Genomic DNA, 25,712 nt, shown 5'->3' on the forward strand with positions numbered 1-25,712 from the left:
TATAGAGATATCCTTTCCCGATTATTCATCGGCCTTCGGTTGTAATGAGGGCTGATGAAAGTAGCGACCATCTTCCCAGCGTAACAGTGTTAATTCTCCCCCCCAACAACAGCCGGTATCAAGTCCGATAATTTGAGTCGGCGTTCCTTTTCTCTCTAACGATGCCCAGTGTCCAAAGACAATCGTGTAGCCATCGGGTATTTGTCGTGGAATATCGAACCAGGGTTTTAAGGGCGGAGTCGCTGCGTCAGGTTTTTCTTTACAAATCATATCTAACTGGCCGCCCGGAAAGCAGTAACGCATACGCGTCAAAGCATTAGTACTGAAGCGTAAACGCGCAAGCCCGGTGAGATTTTCTGACCAATTGTTAGGCATATCACCGTACATGGCATCCAGTAATAGCGGATAACTATCACTCGCTAATACTGCTTCGATATCCTTTGCACAGCGTTGAGCTGTGTCTAAATTCCACTGCGGAGTGATTCCAGCATGTGCCATGATAATTTTTTTATCATGGTCAATTTGTAGTAAAGGCTGACGCCGTAACCAATTAATCAATTCGTCGCAATCTTTAGCATCAAGCAAAGGATTTAAGCGATCTTTTGTCTTATTCTTACTGATCCCAGCAAAAACCGCTAATAAATGTAAGTCGTGATTCCCTAAGACGATACGTGCTGAGTCACCCAAGGACTTGACTTTCCTTAGCACATTTAAGGAATCAGGACCTCGGGCAACAAGATCACCGGTTAACCACAATTCGTCATGGGCGGGATCAAAATTGACTTGTGCAAGGAGAGCACAGAATTCTTGATAGCAGCCATGAATATCGCCGATTAAATAGGTACTCATCTTTTACCTTTGAGACAAAATTTAAGCTTAGTGCAATGCGCCGTCTACGGCTAATAGAAAAATAGGGATAGGTGCTTTAAATTCGCTCCCATCTTCATTTCTCATGAGATAGTGGCCTTGCATCGTGCCAACGGGGGTTTCTAACATCGCGCCGCTTGTGTATTGAAACCGTTCACCGACATTAAGATGAGGTTGTTTACCGATGACACCTTCACCTTCAACTTCGATAACTTTTTCATTACCATCAGTAATTAACCAGTAGCGCTCGAGGAGTTGCACGGGTTGGTGGCTCTGGTTCTCAAGGGTGATGGTGTAGGCAAATTGATACTGATTAGCTTCCGGCGCTGAGTGCGCCGGAAGATAGTGAGTTGTCACACTTATTACCACTGCAGTGTTCTCTGACATTATTCCTCACGGCTTTGCTGAGGCGGGTTTTCTGCCAACCAAAGCGCAAGCTGACAATATTGGGCAACCGTGACATTTTCCGCACGCAGTGTACCGTCGATACCAAGCTGTTCTAACACATCAGCACTAAAAAGATGACCCAGACTATTACGCAATGTTTTACGCCGCTTACCAAAAGCCTCAAGGGTAATACGACCCAGTACGCGGACATCGACCTCTGGGTAAGGCGACTGTGAGTAAGGGACTAAACGCACAACAGCGGAGTCGACTTTTGGAGGAGGGGTAAAGGCATGAGGAGGCACTTCTAATACCGGAATAACTTGGCAATAATATTGCGCCATTACGGTAAGACGTCCATAAGCTTTACTATTAGGGCCAGCGACTAGGCGATTTACTACCTCTTTTTGCAGCATAAAGTGCATATCTTTAATCGCTTTGGTGAAGCTAAAAAGATGGAACATCAGAGGCGTTGAAATATTGTAGGGTAAGTTACCGAATACGCGTAGCGATTGGCCTTTTTGTTCAGCCAATTCACCAAAGTTAAACGTCATCGCATCTTGCTGAAAAATCGTTAACTTAGGACCTAGAAAAGGATGGGTTTGTAAGCGTGCTGCCAAATCGCGGTCTAATTCAACCACGGTTAGAGCGTCAAGTCGCTCACCGACAGGCTCGGTTAATGCTCCGAGTCCAGGGCCAATTTCCACCATAGCATCCTGTTTGGTCGGATGAATAGCGGCAACAATGCTTTCAATAACATAGCTGTCATTGAGGAAGTTTTGTCCAAAACGTTTGCGGGCAAAATGGCCCTGATGTACGCGATTATTCATTACTACTCTTAATCATAGTGATAGCAAGGCGAAGGGCAGTGATAAAGCTCCCTGTATCCGCCTGATGTGTGCCGGCTAAGTCGAGGGCGGTGCCATGATCGACTGAAGTCCGGATAAAAGGTAAGCCGAGTGTAATATTAACGGCACGACCAAACCCCTGATATTTCAGTACTGGGAGTCCTTGATCGTGATACATCGCGAGTACGGCATCGGCATGTTGTAAATATTTCGGCTGAAACAAGGTGTCTGCGGGTAGTGGGCCACTCAGCCGATAACCGGCATGACGTAATTCGGCCAATACTGGTTCGATAACATCGATCTCTTCACGACCCATATGCCCATTTTCTCCGGCATGAGGGTTCAGCCCGCTTACTAAGATGTGCGGATTATCAAGACCAAATTTGCTACGCAAATCACGATGTAGAATCGTAATGACCTCGCGCAAACTTTGCCGGGTAATGGCGGCTGAGACGTCTTTTAACGGGAGATGAGTCGTAGCGAGTGCAACACGTAACTCTTCTGTCGCAAGCATCATCACGACACGAGAAGTTAACGATCGTTCGGCAAAGAACTCGGTATGGCCAGTAAAGGGAATGCCGGCATCGTTAATAATCCCTTTATGTACGGGGCCTGTGACTAAGGCATCAAACTCACCGTTGAGGTTACCATCACAAGCGCGCGCGAGTGATTGTAAGACGTACTGACTGTTCGCGCTATTAAGTACACCCGGCGTTGTCGTTTCCGCTAAGGTGATAGGGCAGAGAGTCAGGCTCCCCGCAGCTTGGGGCTGTGCCGGTAAATGTGACCGATAATCATGTAGAACCAGCGGTACATTCAATTGGTTGGCTCGTTGAAGAAGTAACTGGCGATCGGCACAGACTACCAGTTCTGCAGGCCAGGCCTGCTGTGCTAATTGCACAATCAGGTCTGGACCAATCCCGGCGGGCTCGCCGGGAGTTATCGCGATACGAGGGATCTTAGCCATTAGGATCTAAGATTTTGACATAAGCTGAAGCACGCTCTTCTTGCATCCATGATTGCGCTTCTTCGGCAAACTTACGGTTGAATAGAATACGGTAAGCCCTGTCTTTCTCTGCTTCATCGGTTCTATCGACTTGGCGTGTACCCAACAATTCAATCAGGTGCCAGCCAAACGAAGAGCGAACCGGTTGGCTTAATGTATTTGGCGAAAGGTGCATTAATGCATCACGGAACGCTGGGTCATAAATCGTCGGTGAAGCCCAACCTAAGTCACCGCCTTGGTTAGCTGAACCGGGGTCATCTGAATATTGACGTGCAGCATTGGCAAAAGTCGTTTTACCACTGCGAATATCAGCGGCAATTTGCTCAATTTTAGCGCGTGCTTGAGCATCATTCATGATCGGTGATGTTTTGATCAGAATATGGCGAGCATGCACTTCAGTGACGGAAACATTTTTGCTTTCGCCACGCATATCGTTAACTCTCAGAATATGGAAGCCAACACCTGAGCGGATTGGACCAATGATATCGCCTTTTTGCGCGGTGCTGAGTGCTTGGCTAAATAGGGAAGGGAGTTCTTCAATTTTTCCCCATCCCATATTGCCGCCTTTCAGTGCTTCAGGTGCAGCAGAATAGGTCACGGCCATTTTTCCAAAGTTAGCGCCGTTACGCAGTTCACCCACCAATTTTTTCGCTAAATCTTCTTCATCATCCACCTGTTGCTGGGTAGGATTTTCAGGGAGAGGCAGCAAAATCATACTCAGGTTCATCTCAGTACCTGGAACATTCTGAGCGGCGACCTGTTTGGCTAAAGCATCGACTTCTTGGGGCAGAATAGTAATACGACTGCGTACTTCATTATTTCTGACCGCAGCTATCGTCATTTCATGGCGGATTTGTGTACGGTATGTCTGATAGTTCATGCCGTCGTAGGCTAAACGACTACGTAGTTGATCCAACGTCATATGGTTTTGATCCGCGATATTTTGAATCGCTTCATCTAACTCTTGGTCACTGATCGTGACACCTGCGCGTTGACCTTGCTGCATGATAATACTGTCCATGATCTGACGCTCAAGGATCTGATGACGCAGTGTCGCATCATCCGGCAATTGTTGACCGGCTTGACGTGCTTGGCTCTTGACTGACGCCATCATATTATCTACATCACTTTCTAGTACCACACCGTTGTTAACAACGGCTGCAACTTTATCAATGACCTGAGGTGCAGCAAAGGCAACGCTTGCATTCGCCATTAAGGCACCTAGCATCAGGAGTTTCCAATTCTTCATACATTTTCCATCGTTAAGACCGCAATGCGGAAATTACCGGTTATCGACTAATGATTAAAACGTTGGCTGATAAGGGATAATTCCCTGAGTCCGCATTTCTGCGGTGCCTAAACCGTAGTTAGTCCCTAATCCTCTGAACTCAATATTAAATGAGATTTGATTATCGTACTGACTGGTATTGTTTTGCCAGCCATTGATTTTCCGTTCATAACCTAAGCGCACCGCATAGCAGCATGAGCTATATTGGACACCAAGCAGCTGTTCCGCAGGCTTACTGTTACGAGTATCGTAGTAGTAAGCCCCGACGACTGACCACGCATCGACAATTGGCCAGCTGGCGGTGCCCCCAACTTGAGATATCCCATTCTTATAAATTGCGCTCGTTGCATAGACAGAGTTGTTCATCGCACGGGCGATATATTCAGGACTGCTATAGCGATAGCCTAATTGTACGACGCGATCATTGTCTTGGCGGTATTCTATACTCGCATTACCTTGAGCTACGCTATTGAGGTGGGTGTCATACTGTAACCCCCCGCGTAACCCCCACTGATCAGTCATACGCCAATAGGTGTCTCCTGCCCAAACAATCGTGCCTGTATCGCTATCATCTGTCGTATCACCCGTCCGAGAACGTGTGAAAGCGTAGATTTGACCTATAGAAGCATTAAAACGTTCAACTAAATTTTCATCATAGATGCGGGTCGTGACACCGGTCGCTAACTGGTTAGTCGATGCAATACGATCTAATCCACTATAAGTACGGTCACGGAAGAGGCCCGTATAGTCGGTTTGCAGTAACGTGGAGTCGTACGGATAGATATTGCTTTGATTACGATAAGGGGTATAGAGATACTGAACACGCGGCTCCAACGTCTGAGTATAGCCTTGCGCCCAGTCCATATCGCGGTCAAAGACAAGTTTGCCATCCACTTTAAACTGCGGCAGCGTCCGGTTGACAGAGCTTTTTAAATTATAATCACCGCCATTAGGAAGCTCGTCGGCGTGCTGTAAGTTATCTTGCTGGTAGTGAGTTGCCAGCAATTTTGCTTCGGTATTTAAACTTGCCCAGCCATTAGAGAGCGGTAAATCAATGGTGGGTTCGATATGTAGTCGTGTGGCGCTCGGTAAGCGTGAATTGGTATTCGTAAAGCGAGCAAATTGACCGTACACATGTGTATCAAAGGGGCCAACATCATTTTGATAGAGGTTGACATCCAGTTGTGGCAGGGTGCGGTAAATACTGGTGTCTAACTTATTGAAAGTTTGGAAATCGCGCGTTGAAAGTGTCGCATCCCAGTTTTTATCTGCATAGCCTAAACTGAATTTTTGATCAGCGTAGCCGTCGGTTGAACTGTAATATTTAGAGGTGAGATCATTAAAATAGTATCGGTCGCTAACCTTGGTGTAGTTCGCGTTAAAGCGCCAATGCTGATCGTAGACACCACTGTGTTGCCAATAGAATAACCAACGTTTTGAACTGTCGGAGTCCGAAAGGCCACGTGCACTTTTTTGTTTGTCGTACTGGCTGTCTGATCCTAAATAATCAAATTCCATCAAGCCCGCACCGATGGTCGATAAATATCGGAATTCATTCTGTAACTGTGTGCCCCGTTTACTCATATAGTGTGGAGTAATGGTGGCGTCCATTTGCGGGGCAATGTTCCAGTAATAGGGCAACATAAACTCGTAGCCATTTTTACTGTCATATTTCGCATTAGGAATAAGAAAACCAGAACGGCGGCGGTCACCAATTGGCATTTGAAGGTAGGGGCTGTAAAACACAGGTACTGAGCCGATTTTAAAACGAGCGTTCCAAATTTCGGCAACCTCTTCTTGACGGTCTTCAATAATTTCAGAGCCTACAACACTCCAGCTGTTGGTGTTGGGTAAACAGGTGGTAAAACTACCCTTTTCGAGGATAGTGTAGCGGTTATTACCACGTTGCTTCATTTCCGCACCGGTACCTCGACCTTGGCGGTCGACCATTTGGTAATTACCGTCCCAGACATTGGTATCTTTGGTATTCAGGTTAGACCAGGCTTTGGGGCCTTTTAAAATAACCTGATTATCGTCGTAATGAACATGGCCCAATGCATCGACTGTTCGCGTCGGTGTTGTTTGTCCGGCGGCTTGTCGCTGATGGAGCTGAACTTGGTCAGCAAGAAGTCGACTGTTACCTTGATTAACGTCTACCTTACCAGTAAAAACAGCGTCATCCGGATAGTTGCCCTTAACACTATCGGAATGGATAGTGACTGGTTGAGTATTCGGATCGCTGTTGACCAGCGGACGGTTATAAGAAGGCACGCCCAGCATACATTGCGACATCAGATCGTCAGCAAGCGAATACTGGCTGTATAGGGCTGTTCCAATCATAGTGGCCAGCAATGTAGGTAGTCTTTTATTCATACGCGGTATCTAAGATTCCGTTAGTTCTGGCAAGGGGCCAGCAGTCCGATAAAGAGTAACTTACCGAAAGTATCAGCGCCAGCGATAATCGTGATTAAGCTGGTTTAGCGATAGGCGGTTTAGTGAATGACGGGTATGATAATCGAAAATGAAAATATTAGCATGGCGAATTGAGGAGTTTATGCGCTACCGAGGCAAAGTAATTGGTTTTCTATTAGGGCTATTTTCCGGTATTGGATTTTGGGGAATTATTGGTGGGCTGCTCCTCGGACATCTTATCGATTCAGTGATGGCTAATGCTGGGCTGGGCTTCAAAAATAATGCGAATTCGCGACAGAATTTATTCTTTATTACGACCTTCCAAGTGATGGGGCACCTTACTAAATCTAAGGGGCGCGTGACAGAGGCTGACATCCAGTTGGCGTCAAGCATTATGGATCGTATGCAGCTACAAGGCGAGGCTCGACAACTGGCACAACAAGCCTTTCGTGAAGGGAAACAATCCGAATTTCCTCTGCGGGATAAATTACGGCAATTCAGACAAGCCTGTATGGGGCGTATTGATCTGATTAAAATTTTTCTGGAAATTCAGATCCAAGCCGCACTGGCTGATGGAGAGCTACACCCTAACGAGCAACAGGTTCTCTACATTATCGCTGAAGAGTTGGGGATTTCTCGCCAGCAGTTTGATCTGTTTATTAGCATGATGACTGGCGGTAATCATTTTGGCCAACAAGGATATTCCCAGCAAAATAGCGGTTTTCGTTCTGCCTCGCCAGGGCCAACATTAGAGGATGCTTGCTCTGTACTGGGTGTTTCAGTCCAAGATGATGCGCTAACGATAAAGCGTGCTTACCGCAAGTTGATGAGTGAACATCATCCCGATAAGTTAGTGGCAAAGGGGTTACCGCCAGAGATGATGACTCTTGCAAAAGAGAAGGCGCAGAAGATTCAATCCGCTTACGAGCTAATTCGTACACAGAAAGGATTTTGATTTTCACGCCTGCGTCAATGATGTGGGCTAAAAATCAGCAGGCTGTTTAAACGTCATGCTGTTTGCAAAAGCAGGATGGATAATGGTTAAACGCTCAGCATGCAGTAACAACCGAGGTGATAGGGCTTTTGCTTCGGGGGAAGCATAAAAATTATCGCCTAAAATGGGGTGCCCTAACGCTAACATATGCACGCGTAACTGGTGAGAGCGGCCGGTAATGGGTTTAAGTTGTACACGACAACTGAGCGTATCGCGGGCTAAGACTTCCCATTGCGTTTGAGCGGGTTTGCCCGTTTCCATGCAGACTTTTTGTTTAGGACGATTTGGCCAATCACAGATTAAGGGTAAATCCACCAGCCCTTCGTCAGGCTGTAATTGTCCCCATACTTGTGCAATATAGGTTTTTGACGGCTCTCTTTCGCGGAACTGACGTTTTAACTCTCGCTCCGCCGCCTTCGTCAAGGCGACTACCATCACGCCACTGGTTGCCATATCAAGCCGATGTACAGACTCAGCATTAGGGAAGTCACGTTGTACGCGCGTCATAATGCTATCGTGATGTTCCGGCAAGCGCCCTGGCACCGATAGTAAGCCACTGGGCTTATTCACGACTAAGATATGCTCATCCTGATAAAGAATGTGCAGCCAAGGTTCAATCGGAGGGTGGTATGGTTCCATTTTCTATCCTAGAGGGGGATTTTTCCCCCTCGTTTATCTTACTGATGGGTAACAACAATCAAGCGTAATGCGTCCAAGCGCCAATTAGCTTGCGATAGGCTTTCAAGCACCTCTTGACGGTTATCTCGTAGCGCATCTATTTCGTCTTCACGAATGTTCGGGTTAACGGTTTTTAAGGCTTCTAAACGCGCTAACTCGGCAGTTAATTGTGTTTCTGCTGCGTGTTGTGCTTCGAGAATGACAGCTTGAGCACTTGCCGCAACCTGTTTTTCACCAACAGTTAAAATTTGGTGAACATCTTGCTGCACGGCATTAACCAGCTTACTTCCCGTATGGCGATTGACGGCATTAAGTTGTCGGTTAAAACTTTCAAACTCAACTTTGTCAGCGAGGTTGTTCCCTTTACTATCCACAAGTAAACGCAATGGAGTCGGCGGTAAGAAACGCGTGAGTTGTAAATGTTTAGGGGCTTGCGCTTCAACAACATAAATAAGTTCAAGCAATAAGGTTCCTACCGGGAGAGCCTTATTTTTTAGCAACGATAATGCACAACTGCCTGTATCCCCAGACAAAATTAAATCAAGACCATTGCGGATAAGAGGATGTTCCCATGTGATGAATTGGGTATCTTCACGAGATAAGGCTTGATTACGGTTGAAAGTGATAGTGCAGCCTTCTTCTGGTAACCCTGGGAAATCGGGTACCAGCATATGGTCTGAAGGGGTGAGCACAATCAGATTATCGCTCCGATCTTCCTGATTAATTCCGACAATATCGAATAGATTAAGCGCGAAGTTAACTAACGCGGTATCGTTATCTTGCGCTGCGATTTCATCCGCCAATTGCTCGGCTTTTTCGCCCCCATGCGAGTGCAGTTCCAATAAGCGGTCACGTCCCGACTCTAATTGGGCTTTTAAGCTATCATGCTGGGCGCGGCAAGTTTGAATAAACTCGTCTAATCCCTCATTTTTTTCTGGGGCGACTAAGAATTCTAATAACTGTTCATGCACACTGTCATAAAGGGTGCGGCCAGTCGGGCAAGTGCTTTCAAAAGCATCAAGTCCTTCATGGAACCAACGTAAAAGTACGGCTTGTGCTGTATTTTCTAGCCAAGGAACCATAATTTCTATGTCGTGCAGTTGGCCGATACGATCTAACCGCCCAATACGTTGTTCTAACAAGTCGGGGTTAAAAGGCAGGTCAAACATCACCATACGACTCGCAAACTGGAAGTTACGACCTTCTGAACCAATTTCTGAGCAGAGTAGGACTTGTGCTCCCTCTTCTTGTGAAGCGAAGAACGCTGCGGCTTTATCGCGCTCAATGATCGATAAGCCTTCGTGGAATACCGCCGCACGGATGCCTTCACGCTCACGTAATACTTGTTCCAGCTGCAACGCGGTGGCCGCTTTAGCGCAGATGACTAAGACTTTCTCTTTGCGGTGTTCAAGTAAGTATTGCGTTAGCCATTCAACTCGCGGATCAAAGGCCCACCAAGTACCGTTATCCCCTTCAAATTCTTGATAAATTTGCTCAGGGTAGAGAAGATCACGCGCTCGTTCTTCTTTACTTTTCCGCGCCGACATGATGCCTGATACCTTGATAGCCGTTTGGTACTGGCTTGGTAATGGTAAACGAACCGCATGGAGTTCGCGCTTAGGAAAACCTTGTACCCCTTGGCGAGTGTTACGGAACAGAACTCGACTAGTACCATGACGATCAGTAAGCATGGCGATCAATTGCTGACGAGCGAGCAAGCGCTCATCACTGTCACTATTAGCTTGTAGGATCAGTGGGCGAATATCTTGTTCTTTGATGAGCCCGTTAATGACGGCGATCTGCTGATCATCAAGTGATTGCTCGGCCAATAGGCTGGCTACCGCATCGGCGACAGGTTGATAATGACGCTGCTCTTCGACAAATGCGTCAAAGTCATGGAAGCGGTCAGCATCAAGTAGACGTAAACGGGCAAAGTGACTTTGCATCCCTAGTTGTTCCGGCGTTGCGGTCAATAGCAGCACGCCCGGTACAACTTCCGCGAGTTTCTCAATGACTTGATATTCCCGCCCGGGTTTACCTTCTGACCAAGCAAGGTGGTGGGCTTCATCAACCACCATCAAGTCCCAATCGGCTTCGAGCATATCTTCTAGACGTTGCTTGTTTTTGCAGACAAAGTCCAAGGAACAAATCACTAACTGCTCAGTAAAAAATGGGTTACTGCTGTCAAACCGAGCTTCATTGTAACGCTCATCATCAAATAGCGAGAAGTGCAGGTTGAAGCGGCGCAGCATCTCGACAAGCCATTGGTGTTGTAGCGTTTCAGGAACAATGATTAATACGCGTTCGGCACGTCCAGCCAGTAGCTGTTGCTGAATAATCATGCCAGCTTCAATAGTTTTTCCAAGCCCAACTTCGTCGGCAAGTAGGACACGGGGGGCATGACGACGGCCAACGTCTTTTGCAATATGGAGTTGGTGAGGAATGAGGTTGGTACGCATACCTCGCATTCCGCTGGTGGGTAACCGGTACTGTTCACTTTGATATTTTCTGGCACGAAAACGTAACGCGAAGCGATCCATCCGATCCAGCTGTCCAGCAAATAAGCGATCTTGCGGCTTACTAAAAATTAATTTGCTGTCTAGCATAACTTCGCGTAGCAGCACACCGGTTTCTTCTGTGTCGCATCGGGTACCGATATAGGCGATTAGACCATTTTCATCTTGCACCTCGTCAACCACCATTTGCCAACCTTCGTGGCTAGTAATGGTATCCCCTGGATTAAACATTACACGAGTGATTGGAGAATCATTACGGGCGTAAAGTCGGTTTTCGCCGGTGGCAGGAAAAAGTAGGGTTACCATACGTGTATCAATGGCAACGACCGTTCCCAGTCCAAGTTCACTTTCTGTATCACTAATCCAGCGCTGACCAAGTGTAAAAGGCATAAATTTGCTCGATTCTCTTAATTATAGGGATGTATTCATTTATGGATAACGGGCCGATTGACGTTTACCACCCTGGTAGTGGTAATCGGCCTACTTCATTTTTAAGGGCGCTATGGTACTGGAAGGCAACAGATTCGTCACCTATCAAAATAGCCCCATTTGGCCGGTCATCACATTTTCAAAATTTCCACCGACAAAACCGAGAATGGCTTCTGCTATCGGTTGTAGCTGCTTGGTTAAGTAATGAGTGTAGTCAAGCGGTGCTGTGATCGCACTGATCGGCTCAGGTCCAGCCAGGGTAATCACATAACGTATTGCGCTACCTCGGCGATAAGTTTTGCCTTGTCCTCGGGCGATAGCGGCTTTTTCCGCGAGGCGAGCAGCTCGTACATGGGGGGGAATATTTTTTTCATAATCGGCAAGGGGGCGACGTAGCCGTTTTTTGTAGACAAGTTGATCGTCGAGTTGTCCTGCAAGTAATTGTTGCACAGTACGTTGTACATAGGCTTCCCAGGGTTGATCGCGAAAAATTAGACCATAAAGGGTTTGTTGGAATTGTTGGGCAAGAGGTGTCCAGTCAGTACGTACTGTTTCAAGACCTTTAAATACGAGCTTTTCCTCGCCATGCTCAACGACTAATCCGGCATAACGTTTTTTACTGCCTTGCTCTGCTCCGCGTATAGTCGGCATTAAAAAACGGCTAAAGTGGCGCTCGTACTCAATTTCTAAGGCACTGGTCAGCCCAAATTCTTGCTGAAGTTTTTCTTGCCACCACTGATTGATCATCGTAACCAATTGATGACCTATTATATCAGCATGTTGTTGATCACACTGTTTACCCAGAGAGATAAAGGTAGAGTCGGTATCACCGTAGATAACTGAATAACCTTGTTTTTCAATTAATTGTCGTGTCTGTTGCATTATTTCGTGACCACGCAGCGTGATAGATGAGGCGAGGCGTGGATCAAAAAAGCGGCAGGAAGGCGTTCCCAGTACGCCATAAAAGGCATTCATAATGATTTTGAGTGCTTGTGACAACGGCGCATTTTTCTCTCTTTTGGCTTTTTCTCGCCCTTGCCATATTTGCTCAACAATGGCCGGTAAACAGTGTTCGGTTCGAGAAAATTTAGCCCCCAGAAAACCTTCTACCGCATTATCAGGATTAGCTAAACCCGCGACTAAGCCAACAGGGTCAATCAAAAATGTACGAATAATCGAGGGGTAGAGACTTTTATAATCTAATACAATAACTGAGCGATAGAGGCCGGGATGTGAATCCATGACAAATCCACCGGGGCTATGTTGTGGCGGAATATCGCCCAAATTCGGCGCAACATAGCCTATACGATGCATTCTCGGTAAATAAAGGTGCGTAAACGCCGCAACAGATCCTCCATGGCGATCAGCCTGAAGGCCATTTGTACTTGCTCGCTCAAGCAGAAACGCCATTAATTCAGTTTTTTGAAATATCCGTGTGACTAATTCGCAGTCTTTAAGATTATATCGGGCAAGTGCCACTTTATCATTTTGAAAGCGCTGATTAATTTCCGCCATTCTGTCATGGGGCGTTGCGCTGTCTTTCCCTTCCCCCAATAATGTCTGTGAAACATTTTCTAAACTAAAGGATGGGAAATCCCAAAAAGCAGATTTTAGTGCCTCAATACCATCTACGATCCAGCGTCCTGCAGCCTGAGCACTAAATACACCGGGTTTAAACCCCTGCTCGTGCCAGATTAAGCGGCTGTTCCCGCGCCCAAGTAACAGTGGCTGACCAAAGCGTTCGGCTTCACGATGTAGAATGCGCAGATCAAACTGAATAACGTTCCAGCCAATGATGACATCAGGATCGTGATGCGCCATCCATCGATTTAATGCTTGGATAAGCTCGCGCGGATGGGAAAAATAAGTTAGTTGGAAATCAGGAGCTTCACTGTTTGGTGTTGCAGGCCCCAACATAAAGACCTGTCGTTGGCCGCATCCATGTAAACCCATACAATAGAGTTCACCGTGTTCATTGGTTTCAATATCTAAAGAAACCCAATTAAGTTTAGGGCGGTAATCAGGATGAGGTTTTAGACGCGTAGGAGTACGGGGGACTGGACGGCTTACCCATACTGGCGCGGTAATAAATCGCTCCATCATATAGCGATCGGCTGGTCGAATATCCGCTTCATAAAAAGGAATATTATTTAATGACAGCTGCTTTGATACTGTTTTCAGTAAGTTCTGCTGGGGCAAATAAAGAATCGTTTGTGATCGCCCGGAAAAATCTTTTAGCGATGAGTTTTGTAAGGTGGCACCCTGGAAATCGGCTAGCAGGCGCTCTACGTCGGGTCGATAAATTGATGGAAAGAATGCCGTAGCACGCTGCAAAGGAACAGTTATCGCTAACGGACCATTATCGGTTGCCAGCCAAAAAGAGACCTCAATACCTTGCGGAGTATCACGCCAATGGCGAGTTAAGATAAAACCTGCTGTGATACTGTCCACTTTGCCCCCTCAATGTTCTACGTTCACAGTGTAGTCTAGTTCGACTTCCGCAGACAAAAACCATTTGGCTAATAGAGGGGGCAGTTGCCTGACTCGTCTTTTCTATCAGGGAATCACTTAACCTTTAGCCGCGCTATCGTTGAAGAGTTACTAGGTGCTTAAATAATCAAAATGAGACGGTAAGGCATAAGTCAATCGCATCTCAATGAACGTAAGATTTATTCAGGTGCGATATTTGTCCTCAATATTTATCAGTTATAGTCGTGTTCATTGTATTAACTCTGTTCGCGAGCAGGTAATGCGTCGCCCTAAATGATCGTTGAGGACTTATGCGTAAATTAGTCTTGTTGTGCTTATTAATGATGGCGGCTACGTGTCATGCCGAAAGTACCTTTGTCTTTTTTCGCCATGCGGAAAAACAGATGAATTTTAGTGGTCAACTCTCCTGCCAAGGGATGAATCGGGCACTACGTCTGCCGAAAGTTTTATTAAGCCGTTTTGGTGAGCCGGATCAATTATACGCATCGGCACCTATAGAAGAGAAAGAGGGCAGCTCGGTACGGGCGTTAGCGACACTTATGCCAACGGCTATTCAAATTTCTAAAGATATTATTTTAAAATATCATGCCAATAATACTGATGGGCTGATTAATGCTTTAAAGGCAAGAGGTAACCATCAAACTATTTTTATTGCTTGGGAACATGAACATCTTGTTGAGGCGGTGAAATCATTAATTACGACGACTGGCGGTGATGCGTCATCGATTCCGTTTATTTACCCCTTTGATTATGATTCTATCTATGTGGTTAAACTTGATAAAGTCGGACATTTTAAATCCTTCACACTGGAACAAGAGGGCTTAGACGGTCTGTCATCAACCTGTGTGGATTCAGTCAATAATTAATATTGAAATCCACTCATAGCACTTTATGATTTCAGTGAGACTATCTATAACGAATTTGTATCGGAGTGTTTAATCCCTCGAACTTCACTTGACGTAGCCATGACAGATCGCAACAATCCGGGCTTGCGAATTAAGAGGATAGTTAATGGAAGCCTGGATCCAACATCTATTGGAGCAATCGGTCGGCTGGGCGATAGGCGTCGTAGCAGTTGTCACTTTTTTAGAATCTCTAGCGCTAGTCGGTCTCATTTTACCGGGAACGGTGATGATGGCCTCGTTAGGTGCGCTTATTGGTAGTGGGCATATCAGTTTGTATCCAGCGTGGGGGGCAGGTTTAGTCGGCTGTTTAGTTGGTGATTGGCTCTCATTTTATATTGGCTGGAAATTTCAAGGCCCGTTACATCGTTGGAAATACTTACAAAAATACCAAGCTCTGCTTAGTAAGACTGAGCATGCATTACATAATCATAGTATTGCCACGATTATTATCGGCCGCTTTGTCGGGCCGACGCGTCCTCTCATCCCGCTAATAGCGGGGATGCTGGAGCTTCCTGTTAAAAAGTTTCTACTTCCGAGTATCGTTGGCTGCCTATTATGGCCTCCCGTCTATTTACTTCCAGGGATCTTAGCCGGTGTTGCAATTGATATTCCAGCAGGTACACAGGATAGTCTATTCAAATGGTACCTCGCTGGCGTTGCAGTATTAATCTGGTTAAGCGTCTGGCTAAGTTGGCGTTGGTCTCGCTCAAGTAAAGTAGCAAGCACTCCGAGTGTGTTAACGGCCACCCGGTTACGCTACTTGACCCCATTGACTCTACTTGTCACGATCGTTGCTTTTGTTCTATTACTCCGTCATCCCATGATGCCAATTTTTGGGCATTTGGTATGGAAAGTTTTTATTGGCCACTGATCGGTGCGATTCCCAGTAGTGTGGCGGCATGATTGTCGCCACCTGCGAGTTGCTGCCAGTTCCCTTCCCAAGCCACCTTTCCTTGATCAATGACCATACAGCGGTCAGCAATTTCCTGTGCATCCGTCAATTGGTGGGAGACCATCAACAAGGTTAATTGATTCTCACGACACAATTCATCCGTTAGCATTAACATCTCTTGGCGGAGTGCAGGATCAAGTGCAGAGAAGGGTTCATCCAACAACAATAAAGGTCGATTACGCAATAAACAACGCGTTAGTGCGACTCGCTGGCGTTGGCCTCCAGAAAGCTGATGCGGTAGCCTATCTAATAACGAGAGGAGTCCCGTACGCTGCGCTAAGGCAAGCATACTGTCTGTTTGTTGTGATGAAAGATGCATTGATGGAGTAAGGCCGAGAGCTAAATTTTGCCGAACACTGAGATGAGTAAAAAGATTATTTTCCTGAAATAGCATCGATAGCGGCCGCTTTGCTGGGGGATAGTCAGTGATATTCTCACCCGCGATCCAAATATTGCCGTGCGTTGCTGGAATAAAGCCAGCGAGTAAATTGAGCAGGGTACTCTTACCGGCACCGCTAGGCCCAAGAAGTACGATTCGTTCCCCCGCCGATACCGAGAGTGTAAAGTTCAGGGGGAATTGTGGATAGTGGCAACTGAGTTGGTTAACTGTCAGCATGAGGGTCCGCCAGTGTCTCGATAAGCATAAAGAAGAGAAAGCAGATCGCAAGTAATAGTAGGGCGGTTACCGCTGCCTGCTGACTGCGATAGGCACCAATTTGTTGATATAAGTAGAAGGGAAGTGTTTGAAAATCCTGACTACCGAATAAAGCAATGACACCGAAGTCGCCAAGCGACATTAATGCCGAAAAGGCAAAAGCTTGCAATAGGGGGTGTCGAAGTGCCGGTAATTCGATATGTCGTAGCCGTTGCCATCCCCGTATATCAAGTGAAAGACACAGTCGTGCATACTGACTGGCAAGATCTCGCATAGGACTTTCCAGCAATTTGGTGGCGTAAGGTAACGCCATTAAAGTGTTAACGACAATCACTAAAAACATTGGCGAGCGGGGCAGGCCAACCGTGCTGTTTAAGAGCAGAAACGCACCGGTCGCCAAAACAATACTGGGTAGCGCTAATATGGCCAGAGCACTCCCTTCAATACTGATTGCAGCAAGCGTTTGTTGGCGCAACCGGTATTCGCGCGACGTCCACACCAGCATTAAGGTCACGCAGGTGCTAAATACCCCGGCGAGGACGGCAATGCGTAACGATAACCATACGGCTTGCCATAGGGCGGGCTCTTTAAGCGCATCAAGAGTGTGTGAATTTATCCCTGCGCTGACAACAGCGATTAACGGTGGGAGTAGTAATAAGCTAAAAAAGAGTAAGGCGAATGAATCGATAATAAGTGCGACTTTTCCCTCAACCTTGGGCTGCCAGCGAGTACGATAACTAATGCTATGTGACCGTTGTGGTGTTAGCCAATAAGTCACTAGGACTAAGAGTACACAGCATAATAATTGTATCAGGGCCAGCAGTGCAGCTTTCCCCGGATCGTAATCGAAGGTTAGGGCTTGAAATATGGCTAATTCTAATGTTGTGGCCTGGGGGCCTCCGCCCAAGGTCAATACGATAGCGAAGCTGGTAAAGCAGAGCATAAAAATTAATGCGAAAGCAGGAATCAGTTGCCGTTTTAACCAAGGCCATTGAAGAAATCTAAAGAGATACCAGCCGCGCATACCGAGTTGATCGGCGAGTTGCCACTGTTCGCTGGGGATTGATTGGAAGGCCTGCAAAAGCAACCGAGTCGCCAAGGGTAAGTTAAAAAAAACATGCGCCAGTAAGATGCCAGAAAGACCATAAGGACTTAAGCGATAGGGAATATTCATTGCTCTGCATAGAGAGGCAATCCAGCCTTCGTGGCCATAGACGGTAAGTAGGCCAAAAACAGCCACCAGTACGGGTAAAATAAGCGTCATACTGGATAGGCGTAGCAGTAGTGTTTTACCAAAGAAATGACGGCGGTGTAGAGCACGTGCGACAGGGATTGCCATAAGCGTAGCAAGCAGTGCAGAGAGTGTCGCTTGTTTAAACGAGAACACTAAGAGATGGTGCAAATAAGGATCACTCAGCACCTTGCTGAGTGAAGGGAGTGGCGCTGAAATAAACAGCGCCGCAAGGGTTGTGCAAAGCAGCGTGATGATGAGGAGTGCTGCAATGCTACCCGGAATGCGCCAAGCATTCATTAATGGGAAACAGCCGTTTGCCAGGTTGCGATCCACGACGAGCGCGATGCTTCGACTTGTTCAGCGCTGTATTGTAATGCTTTTTGAGGGATAGGCAGGCGCTTGATCTCATCCGGTAATGGTTGATGAGTGGCGGGATACATCCAGTTTCCTGTCGCAAGATTTTTTTGGAAATCATTAGAAAGAATAAATTGCATAAATTGATGAGCGAGTACAGGTTGTGGGCTATTCGCTAACTGTCCGGCGACTTCTACTTGTAAGTAGTGCCCTTCGGAAAAATCTGCTGCGGCATAATCGGGATTATGTTCCTCGATGCTGTGGTAGGCAGGAGAGGTGGTATAACTGAGTACAAGGTCAGCTTCACCTTTCAAAAATAGGCCATAAGCTTCGCTCCAGCCACGCGGAATGGTCACCGTTTTTTTCGCTAATTGCTGCCATGCTTGCGCAGTTTTATCGCCAAAGACTTTATTCATCCATAATAGTAGTCCCAATCCTGGGGTGCTGGTACGCGGATCTTCGTAAATGACTCGCCATTTTTTAGGGCTTTCCACTAATTCGTGTAAACTTTTTGGCGGATCAATTAATCTTTTTTTGTTATACACAAAGGCAAAATAGCCATAGTCATAGGGTACAAAAGTATCATTATGCCAGCCATCAGGTAATGCTAAGGCCTTCATGTCGACGTGTGCAGGAGCAAATAGCCCGGTTTTAGTGGCTGAGTCCAGTAAATTATTATCCAGTCCAAGCACAACGTCTGCCTGACTCCGCTTACCTTCCATTCGTAGACGATTGAGCAGTGAAACACCATCTTCAAGTGTAACGTAATGCAGCTCACAGCCACAATTTTTCTCGAAAGCTTGTTTTATTGCAGGACCGGGGCCCCATTGAGAAGCGAATGAATCATAGGTATAGACCGTAAGCACAGGCTTGGCAGCGAGTGCGGGCATGGCTGATAGTGTGAGTAACAATCCTGAGATGATTTTCTTTGAAAAATACACTTTGCGCTCCTTACTATGACATTGCCAATTGGCGCAAAGGATCTGAGTGGTATCGCCTCAAATCCCTCCGCCGGTATTAACCGGATCAGGTTCTACGGGTCTCTCTCAGCAGTTTTCACTGCACCCCGTTGAGTCAGAGCATTCTAGGTAATTATTGATTAGGAGGGAAGTAAAGATCGTTATGCTGTCGCGCAATATAGGAGCTTGCGCGACAGAAGGTCGGTTAGTGCGTTAATTGTTGCAGTGCGTGGTCGAGGGCTCCGACCAGCCAATCAATGTCTTTCGCTTGGAATGCCAGTGGGGGGCGGAGTTTAAGGACATTTCCATAAGGTCCTGCAACTGATGTGAGGATACCTTGATCGCGCAAAGATTCTATGAGATCCAATGCCAAGGCTTTATTCGGCTTCTTACTTTCGGGGTCCGTGACCAATTCAAAACCGATAAATAATCCAGCACCGCGTATATCGCCAACACATGAATATTTTTTCTGTAAGCTACGCAGTTCTTGTAAAAGCATCGCACCCATTTCACGGCTATGTTGCTGCAAATTTTCTTCTTGAATAACTGTCAATACGGCCTGTGCCGCAGCCATTGAAACCGGGTTTCCGCCAAAAGTATTAAAATAAGGAATGTGATCGCTAAAAGAAGCTAACACATCACTTTTTGCGAACAGAGCAGAGACCGGGATACCATTCCCCATAGGTTTTCCAGTAGTTATAATATCGGGCACAACGCCGTGGCGGGCAAATCCCCAGAAGGTATCCCCGGTACGGGCAAATCCGGGTTGAACTTCATCAGCAATGAAAATCCCACCATTTTTATGCACAACCTCTATTGCTGCTTTTAAAAAGCCTGGTGGATTTGGTAACACACCGTCGGATGAGAATATAGAGTCGGCTAAAAAGCCCGCAAATTTAATTCCATTTTTCTGCATATCATCGATCTGTGCCTGAATGTGGTCAGCAAACCACTTTCCGGGATCGTTGGGTTGTAATCGGTAGAAATCGGGAGCCGGTACAACACGGGTCGTCGAGGCGAGCGCTTGACCGCTGCCTAAAGCAGGTGAGGCACCGGATGTTAATTCACTGGTACCGTGGTAAGCCTCTTGCGTAACAATGATCCCGGTTCCACCACTGAATGATTTGGCGACTCGAATCGCGAGATCATTAGCTTCTGAACCTGTACACATGTACATCGCGCGATCGATATCATCGGGAGTAGTGGCGAGAATTGATTCGGTATAATTTAAGATATTTTCATGTAAATAGCGGGTATGAGTGTTCAGTTGCTGCATTTGTTCAGTTACTGCTCTAATAACAGCAGGGTGGCAGTGGCCGATACTCGCGACGTTGTTATACACATCCAGATATTTACGTCCTTTGGCATCCCAGAGATATTGGCCCTCTCCTCTAACAAGGTGTACCGGGTTACGGTAAAACAAGCGATAAGATTCACCCAGTACGCGATCGCGTTTATCCGTTAATTCACGAATTTCCGGACTTAAGGCTTCGGCATGTTCAGCACGAAAACTGTTGGTATCCATTATTGTGGAACGTGTAGCCATCATTAACTCCTTGTACTGCAATCTTAAATAATAAATAAAGGGACGGTAAGGTGTTGTCTTCCTAGGCAAAAGGCCTTATTTGGTGTCGACAGTTGTCAGTCTCAGTGACGGGCTTGATTGACGTCTTACTTTAGTGGTTAAGAAATAGAGGTAGCCGACTACCATTAATCCGATAAATAGAGCACCGATCACCGGGTTGAACCATAACATGGTGATAAAACAGAGAACTGACAGCAGTAGAGCGATTCCGGGAATCCAAGGATAACCTGGGGCACGATAACTACGCTCAAGTAGCGGGGCCGTTTTACGCAAGCGAAAAAGACTTAACATACTCATGATATACATGACGTTCGCACCAAAAACGGCCATAGTGATCATGGCAGCCGTGAGACTCATTCCCTGTAATGTCATCCCATCATTTAGGATAATGATCATACCAATAATGCCCCCCACAATAATTGCACGGTGTGGAGTTTGGAAACGATTAAGTTGACTCAGCGATGCAGGAAGATACCCACTGCGTGATAGTGCAAAAAATTGACGTGAATAACCGAGAATAATGCCATGAAAACTGGCAATCAATCCGAAGAGCCCAATCCAAACCAGCATGTGCATCCAAGAAGAGTGCTCACCAACGATCATTTTCATCGCTTGCGGGAGTGGATCGTTGATTCCAGATAATACTCGCCAATCTCCAGCTCCTCCGGCAAACAGCATGACACCTAGAGCTAAAAAGACTAAGGTTAAAATCCCTGTAATATAGGCGATAGGAATGGTTTTTTTAGGGTTTTTAGCCTCTTCTGCTGCCATTGCAGCCCCTTCAATGGCGAGGAAAAACCAGATAGCAAACGGAATCGCAGCAAATATACCGGGAAGTGCAGCCATCGAAAAATGGTCATGGCCAGCCCAGCCATGAGCAGTAAAATGACTGAGGCTAAAGCCCGGAGATACCACGCCCATAAATACGAGCAGTTCAAAAACAGCCAGTACGGTGACCACCAGTTCAAACATGGCCGCAAGTTTTACGCCAAGAATGTTTAGGCCCATAAATACGAGGTATGCGCCCAAGGCAGCATATTTGGGGTCGAGGGTGGGAAACTGAATATTTAAATAGGCACCAATTGCCATCGCGATAGCCGGAGGGGCAAAAACGAACTCAATTAAGGTGGCAAGGCCTGCGATGAGTCCACCAGTATCACCAAAGGCAGCACGACTATATGAAAAAGGACCACCAGCTTGCGGTATTGCGGTAGTAAGTTCGGTAAAACTGAAGATGAAGCAGGTGTACATAATTGCAATGATAAGTGTCGTCACTAAAAACCCTAGGGTGCCTGCAACCCCCCAGCCATAGCTCCAGCCAAAATACTCTCCTGATATGACAAGTCCTACGGCAATACCCCACAAGTGGAGAGCACCGAGTGTCGGTTTTAATGTTTTTATCATAGTGAACCCCGTTAGCATTATGTTGAATATCGTCGAAGGTGAATGACTCACTAAGAAAGATAATGCAGTGACTAAAGGGGATAAACTTGACCGTAGAGAACAGTTTATTGTCGTTAACGGTAAAATAACCGGCCACATGGAATAATTTGTTCTCTGCGGTCAACTTTTACTATTTTCTCGTCAAGCTCAGGTTTGCACTCTAATAGATGCTAGGTCCCAAGTTAGAGTCTTAATACCGTTTAGGAGCAGATGATGAGTGTTAAACAATATGATGACCTTGACCAAGCGGTACTCATGCATATCGCCAATTGTGTCGTGCAGGCCTACCCACAACTTAACGCCGCGCAAATCCGTTTGCTTTGCCGTTCAGAGAATGCAACCTTTCTAGTAACCGCACAGGGTAAGCGTTATGCCTTACGTTTACATCGCGGTAACTATCACGATAAGGCCGCGATTGAAAGCGAACTATTATGGCTTGATGCACTCCGGGAAGAAGGCCTTCAAGTCCCGGAAGCTTTGTTCGATGGAACAGGAAAACGTATCCAAACCTACGTTTTGTCGGCGAATGAGCAACGACACGCTGTTATTTTTCACTGGATTGCCGGTGAGATGCCGACCAGCGAGGTTTCAGTGAGTGCTTTTCGTCAACTCGGCGAAATTACTGCACGTTTGCACCAGCATAGTCGTCAATGGCAACGACCAGAAGGATTTCAGCGCCTCGCTTGGGATCATGCTTCAATGGTAAGTGCTTCAAGTCACTGGGGAGATTGGCGTGATATCACTGATATGTCATCGAATGACCATCAGTTATTAGAAAGTGTACTCGACGATGTTCAAGCTAAACTCACTCGTTATGGAAAACGAGGCGAACGCTTCGGACTGATCCATGCCGATCTGCGGTTAACAAATTTATTAATAGAGCATGGTGAGACACGAGTCATTGATTTTGATGATTGCGGTTTTGGGTGGTACTTACATGATTTAGCCGCGGCTATCAGTTTTGTCGAACACCATGCGAATGCCCCATTGTGGGTAGAAAATTGGATTGAGGGCTATCAAAAAATTTGCACGCTTAGTGACGAGGATTTTGCCATTCTACCGGCGCTGTTTATCCAACGTCGAGTACAACTAACAGCTTGGCTGGCATCGCATCACGAGACAGAAATGGCGAAGAGTGTGGCGAACGGCTGGTCAAGCCAAACGGTGGCACTCTGCCGGACTTATTTGGACGGTAAGCATCTACCAATCGGTGGCGGTATGCACTACTAAGAAGCAGATTGGGGGTTGGTTTATGAATGAAATGTATTGATAGACTGATTTTTAAAGATTTTATTTTTGGTATGAAACTTGCTGACTGAATAACGAATTTTATTAATCTTTCTTTTGAGGTCAGTACGATGCCATCACTCTTCTCAATGTCTCATCAGGCTGTTCATCATGGCGTACTGGCAGCCGCTGCCAGTGGCCTGAGCCAATTTATTGCCCAGCAGGGTGGGGATGTCGATCGCGTTTTTGGGATGAGTGGAATAAACCCAGAGCTGCTCGGCAATCCCACGATGAGTTTGAGTTTGGTTAATTATTGCCGTGTGATGGAGGTCGCTGCTAAAAATTCAGGTATTGATAATTTTGGACTTTATTATGGTAAGCAGTTTAAACCCCAATCTCTTGGCTTGATTGGTTACATAGGGATCTGCTCTGAAAATGTTGAGCATGCATTACGTAACGTTGTCCGTGCATTTCCTTATCACCAACATGACACACTGGTACAGCTTGTCGATAAAGGTGATTGTTGGCAACTGCACTATCAAGTCCGACATGGTGCAATTTTACAGCGGCGGCAAGATGCTGAATTAACACTATGTATGTTTTTAAACCTTATTCGTCATGCTCTTGGGGGGAGTTGGTCACCACGTGAAGTGCATTTCGAGCATCCTCGTCCTGCTGCTTGGCATGAGCACTGTAAAATTTTTGACGCGCCTATCTGGTTTGAACAACCGACGAATTGTTTAGTGATCCCTAAGAACGATGGTTACCGTATGATGCCAGACAGTGACCCTATACTATTAACGGTCACGCAAGATGCTATCCGCCAATTAAATTGTCAGGCATTACATCAACCTCTGATTGATCAAATTAGAGCACAAGTACAACTCGCTATTGGTCAGGGTGAACCGGAGCTTGAACGGGTGGCCGATCAAGTTAATATGACCCCTTGGTCACTTCAGCGTCGTTTACGTCAGGAAGGATTAAGTTTTTCAGCTATGGTTGACAAAGTACGCAGCGAAATGGCCTTAAGCTACCTTGAACAGCGTCAATTGTCGGTCACTGATATGGCGTTATTACTTGGTTATTCGGAAGTTAGTGCTTTTTCACGGGCGTGCAAACGCTGGTTTGGGACCAGTCCGCGTCAGTGGCGACAGGCTCAACGAGAAATGCATTTTGATCATGTTTCGATGACAGGCTAACTGCTATGATAACCGGTACCTTTTGACCCATATCTCGCTAAAATGAGGTATATCAGTTTGAATTAGGCCTATCATGCAACCTTATATCCCTCCTTCTCCAAAAGGGAATAACCCTGTTTTTATGATGTTTCTGCTGGTCACTTTTTTTGTTAGCATCGCGGGCGCTCTGCAATCTCCGACGCTGAGCCTTTTCCTTAGCCAAGAGCTCAAAGCTAAACCTTTCATGGTGGGCTTATTCTTTACGATTAATGCCGTCACAGGAATTATCATTAGTTTTATTCTGGCAAAACGTTCAGATAGCCAAGGCGACCGCCGCAATCTTTTGATGTTCTGCTGCGTAATGGCAATAGCGAATGCGCTAATGTTCGCCTTTGTTCGCCAATATTGGTTACTGATTACCCTTGGGCTAATACTCTCAGCATTGGCCAGCGTAGTGATACCGCAACTCTTTGCATTAGCACGGGAATACGCAGATCGTACCGGGCGAGAAGTTGTGATGTTCAGTTCAATAATGCGCACACAAATATCGCTAGCATGGGTGATCGGCCCTCCCATTTCCTTCGCACTGGCGCTTAACTACGGTTTTATTACTCTATATTTTGTTGCGGCAGCCTTATTTCTGTTCGCACTCATTTTAATCAAAACAACGTTACCTTCCGTTACCCGTATCTATCCGGCAGAAGATCTGGCTAAAAGCGCGGTCAGTGGTTGGAAAAGGGCGGATGTACGTTTGCTGTTCATTGCCTCGGTATTAATGTGGATATGTAACTTGATGTATATCATTGATATGCCTCTTTATATTAGCCAGCGCTTAGGTATGCCAGAAAGTTTTGCTGGCGTACTGATGGGAACTGCCGCAGGGCTTGAAATTCCAGTCATGCTACTGGCGGGCTATCTTGCTAAGAAGTTTGGTAAACGGTTATTGGTCATTATTGCTGCCGTTTGTGGGCTGCTCTTCTATCCTTCAATGTTGCTATTTACCCATCAAATTGGCTTGTTAGTGGTTCAATTGCTGAATGCGGTGTTTATCGGGATTGTGGCCGGATTAGTTATGCTGTGGTTTCAAGACTTAATGCCCGGTAAAGCCGGGGCGGCAACGACGTTATTTACCAACTCCGTTTCGACAGGAATGATTTTCGCCGGTCTGTTTCAAGGTGTATTAAGTGATTGGTTCGGTCATCAAGCCATTTACATGCTAGCGACGGTATTAATGGTGATGGCATTGGTATTGCTTATAAGGGTAAAGGAAAAAGTGTAAGAAAGCGGGGAGCAATGCTCCCCGATAGC

Annotated in this window: 20 protein-coding genes and 1 riboswitch; of the genes, 6 read left to right on the forward strand and 14 right to left on the reverse strand. The window is 46.3% G+C overall.

What is annotated here, in order from left to right; translation table 11 throughout:
• Window positions 1–21 precede the first annotated feature (21 nt).
• Genes apaH through lptD form a run of 6 tightly spaced genes read right to left on the reverse strand, consistent with a single transcriptional unit; the run spans window position 22 to window position 6,766 of the window.
• Window positions 22–849 (reverse strand): bis(5'-nucleosyl)-tetraphosphatase (symmetrical) ApaH, encoded by an 828-nt coding sequence (apaH, locus tag HGT73_RS01915; protein ID WP_214211962.1) that lies wholly within the window; start codon window positions 847–849, stop codon window positions 22–24.
• 27 nt (window positions 850–876) lie between these two features.
• Window positions 877–1,254 (reverse strand): Co2+/Mg2+ efflux protein ApaG, encoded by a 378-nt coding sequence (gene apaG / locus HGT73_RS01920; RefSeq protein ID WP_214211963.1) that lies wholly within the window; start codon window positions 1,252–1,254, stop codon window positions 877–879.
• On the reverse strand, window positions 1,254–2,081 hold the full coding sequence (gene rsmA / locus HGT73_RS01925; protein ID WP_214211964.1) for a 16S rRNA (adenine(1518)-N(6)/adenine(1519)-N(6))-dimethyltransferase RsmA: 828 nt from the start codon (window positions 2,079–2,081) through the stop codon (window positions 1,254–1,256). The genes apaG and rsmA overlap by 1 nt, the downstream gene beginning before the upstream one ends.
• Window positions 2,074–3,066 (reverse strand): 4-hydroxythreonine-4-phosphate dehydrogenase PdxA, encoded by a 993-nt coding sequence (gene pdxA / locus HGT73_RS01930; protein ID WP_214211965.1) that lies wholly within the window; start codon window positions 3,064–3,066, stop codon window positions 2,074–2,076. The genes rsmA and pdxA overlap by 8 nt, the downstream gene beginning before the upstream one ends.
• Window positions 3,059–4,354, reverse strand: coding sequence for a peptidylprolyl isomerase SurA (gene surA, locus HGT73_RS01935; protein ID WP_214211966.1), 1,296 nt, complete (start codon window positions 4,352–4,354; stop codon window positions 3,059–3,061). Before surA ends, pdxA begins: the two co-directional genes overlap by 8 nt.
• A gap of 54 nt (window positions 4,355–4,408) precedes the next feature.
• Window positions 4,409–6,766 (reverse strand): LPS assembly protein LptD, encoded by a 2,358-nt coding sequence (gene lptD / locus HGT73_RS01940; RefSeq protein WP_214211967.1) that lies wholly within the window; start codon window positions 6,764–6,766, stop codon window positions 4,409–4,411.
• Between the two features lie 181 nt (window positions 6,767–6,947).
• Between lptD and djlA the strand changes: the two genes are divergently transcribed.
• Window positions 6,948–7,760, forward strand: a complete 813-nt coding sequence (gene djlA / locus HGT73_RS01945) for a co-chaperone DjlA (protein ID WP_214212091.1) — start codon at window positions 6,948–6,950, stop codon at window positions 7,758–7,760.
• A 27-nt stretch (window positions 7,761–7,787) separates the two neighbouring features.
• On the opposite strand, the gene rluA is transcribed toward djlA, so the two are convergent.
• The 3 genes from rluA to HGT73_RS01960 all read right to left on the reverse strand — a co-directional run bounded on the left by rluA (window position 7,788) and on the right by HGT73_RS01960 (window position 13,873).
• Complete coding sequence (gene rluA, locus HGT73_RS01950) at window positions 7,788–8,438, reverse strand: bifunctional tRNA pseudouridine(32) synthase/23S rRNA pseudouridine(746) synthase RluA (RefSeq protein ID WP_214211968.1); 651 nt, start codon at window positions 8,436–8,438, stop codon at window positions 7,788–7,790.
• A gap of 38 nt (window positions 8,439–8,476) precedes the next feature.
• Complete coding sequence (gene rapA / locus HGT73_RS01955) at window positions 8,477–11,383, reverse strand: RNA polymerase-associated protein RapA (protein ID WP_214211969.1); 2,907 nt, start codon at window positions 11,381–11,383, stop codon at window positions 8,477–8,479.
• Between the two features lie 144 nt (window positions 11,384–11,527).
• A complete protein-coding gene (locus HGT73_RS01960) occupies window positions 11,528–13,873 on the reverse strand; it encodes a DNA polymerase II (protein ID WP_214211970.1) in 2,346 nt (781 codons plus the stop codon).
• A gap of 329 nt (window positions 13,874–14,202) precedes the next feature.
• Between HGT73_RS01960 and HGT73_RS01965 the strand changes: the two genes are divergently transcribed.
• Together HGT73_RS01965 and HGT73_RS01970 are read left to right on the forward strand one after the other, a co-directional pair.
• Entirely contained in the window at window positions 14,203–14,778 is a 576-nt protein-coding gene (locus HGT73_RS01965; RefSeq protein WP_214211971.1) for a histidine phosphatase family protein, read from the forward strand.
• A gap of 145 nt (window positions 14,779–14,923) precedes the next feature.
• Window positions 14,924–15,688 (forward strand): DedA family protein, encoded by a 765-nt coding sequence (locus HGT73_RS01970; protein WP_214211972.1) that lies wholly within the window; start codon window positions 14,924–14,926, stop codon window positions 15,686–15,688.
• Here the strand turns inward: HGT73_RS01970 and thiQ are convergent.
• From thiQ to eat, 5 genes are all read right to left on the reverse strand, one after another.
• Window positions 15,675–16,385 carry a thiamine ABC transporter ATP-binding protein ThiQ gene (thiQ, locus tag HGT73_RS01975; protein WP_214211973.1) on the reverse strand — a complete coding sequence of 237 codons (711 nt, stop codon included), beginning with the start codon at window positions 16,383–16,385 and terminating at the stop codon, window positions 15,675–15,677. The genes HGT73_RS01970 and thiQ overlap by 14 nt on opposite strands.
• The gene (gene thiP / locus HGT73_RS01980) at window positions 16,372–17,979 is read right to left on the reverse strand and encodes a thiamine/thiamine pyrophosphate ABC transporter permease (protein ID WP_407073136.1); all 1,608 of its coding nucleotides are present in this window, start codon (window positions 17,977–17,979) and stop codon (window positions 16,372–16,374) included. Before thiP ends, thiQ begins: the two co-directional genes overlap by 14 nt.
• A complete protein-coding gene (gene thiB, locus HGT73_RS01985) occupies window positions 17,955–18,902 on the reverse strand; it encodes a thiamine ABC transporter substrate binding subunit (protein WP_214212092.1) in 948 nt (315 codons plus the stop codon). Before thiB ends, thiP begins: the two co-directional genes overlap by 25 nt.
• A 95-nt stretch (window positions 18,903–18,997) precedes the next feature.
• A riboswitch (TPP riboswitch) is annotated at window positions 18,998–19,091 on the reverse strand.
• An 85-nt stretch (window positions 19,092–19,176) separates the two neighbouring features.
• A complete protein-coding gene (locus tag HGT73_RS01990; protein WP_214212094.1) occupies window positions 19,177–20,517 on the reverse strand; it encodes an aspartate aminotransferase family protein in 1,341 nt (446 codons plus the stop codon).
• 75 nt (window positions 20,518–20,592) lie between these two features.
• Window positions 20,593–21,960 carry an ethanolamine permease gene (eat, locus tag HGT73_RS01995; protein ID WP_214211974.1) on the reverse strand — a complete coding sequence of 456 codons (1,368 nt, stop codon included), beginning with the start codon at window positions 21,958–21,960 and terminating at the stop codon, window positions 20,593–20,595.
• A gap of 252 nt (window positions 21,961–22,212) precedes the next feature.
• Between eat and HGT73_RS02000 the strand changes: the two genes are divergently transcribed.
• The 3 genes from HGT73_RS02000 to HGT73_RS02010 all read left to right on the forward strand — a co-directional run bounded on the left by HGT73_RS02000 (window position 22,213) and on the right by HGT73_RS02010 (window position 25,683).
• Window positions 22,213–23,229 (forward strand): phosphotransferase enzyme family protein, encoded by a 1,017-nt coding sequence (locus HGT73_RS02000; RefSeq protein ID WP_214212095.1) that lies wholly within the window; start codon window positions 22,213–22,215, stop codon window positions 23,227–23,229.
• A 128-nt stretch (window positions 23,230–23,357) separates the two neighbouring features.
• The gene (gene qhpR / locus HGT73_RS02005) at window positions 23,358–24,425 is read left to right on the forward strand and encodes an AraC-like transcriptional regulator QhpR (RefSeq protein WP_214211975.1); all 1,068 of its coding nucleotides are present in this window, start codon (window positions 23,358–23,360) and stop codon (window positions 24,423–24,425) included.
• A 73-nt stretch (window positions 24,426–24,498) separates the two neighbouring features.
• A complete protein-coding gene (locus tag HGT73_RS02010; RefSeq protein WP_214211976.1) occupies window positions 24,499–25,683 on the forward strand; it encodes an MFS transporter in 1,185 nt (394 codons plus the stop codon).
• Window positions 25,684–25,712: the final 29 nt, after the last annotated feature.

Origin of the sequence: Rosenbergiella australiborealis (assembly GCF_018494035.1) — a bacterium.
In the GTDB taxonomy this organism is placed as follows: Bacteria; Pseudomonadota; Gammaproteobacteria; order Enterobacterales; family Enterobacteriaceae; genus Rosenbergiella; species Rosenbergiella australiborealis.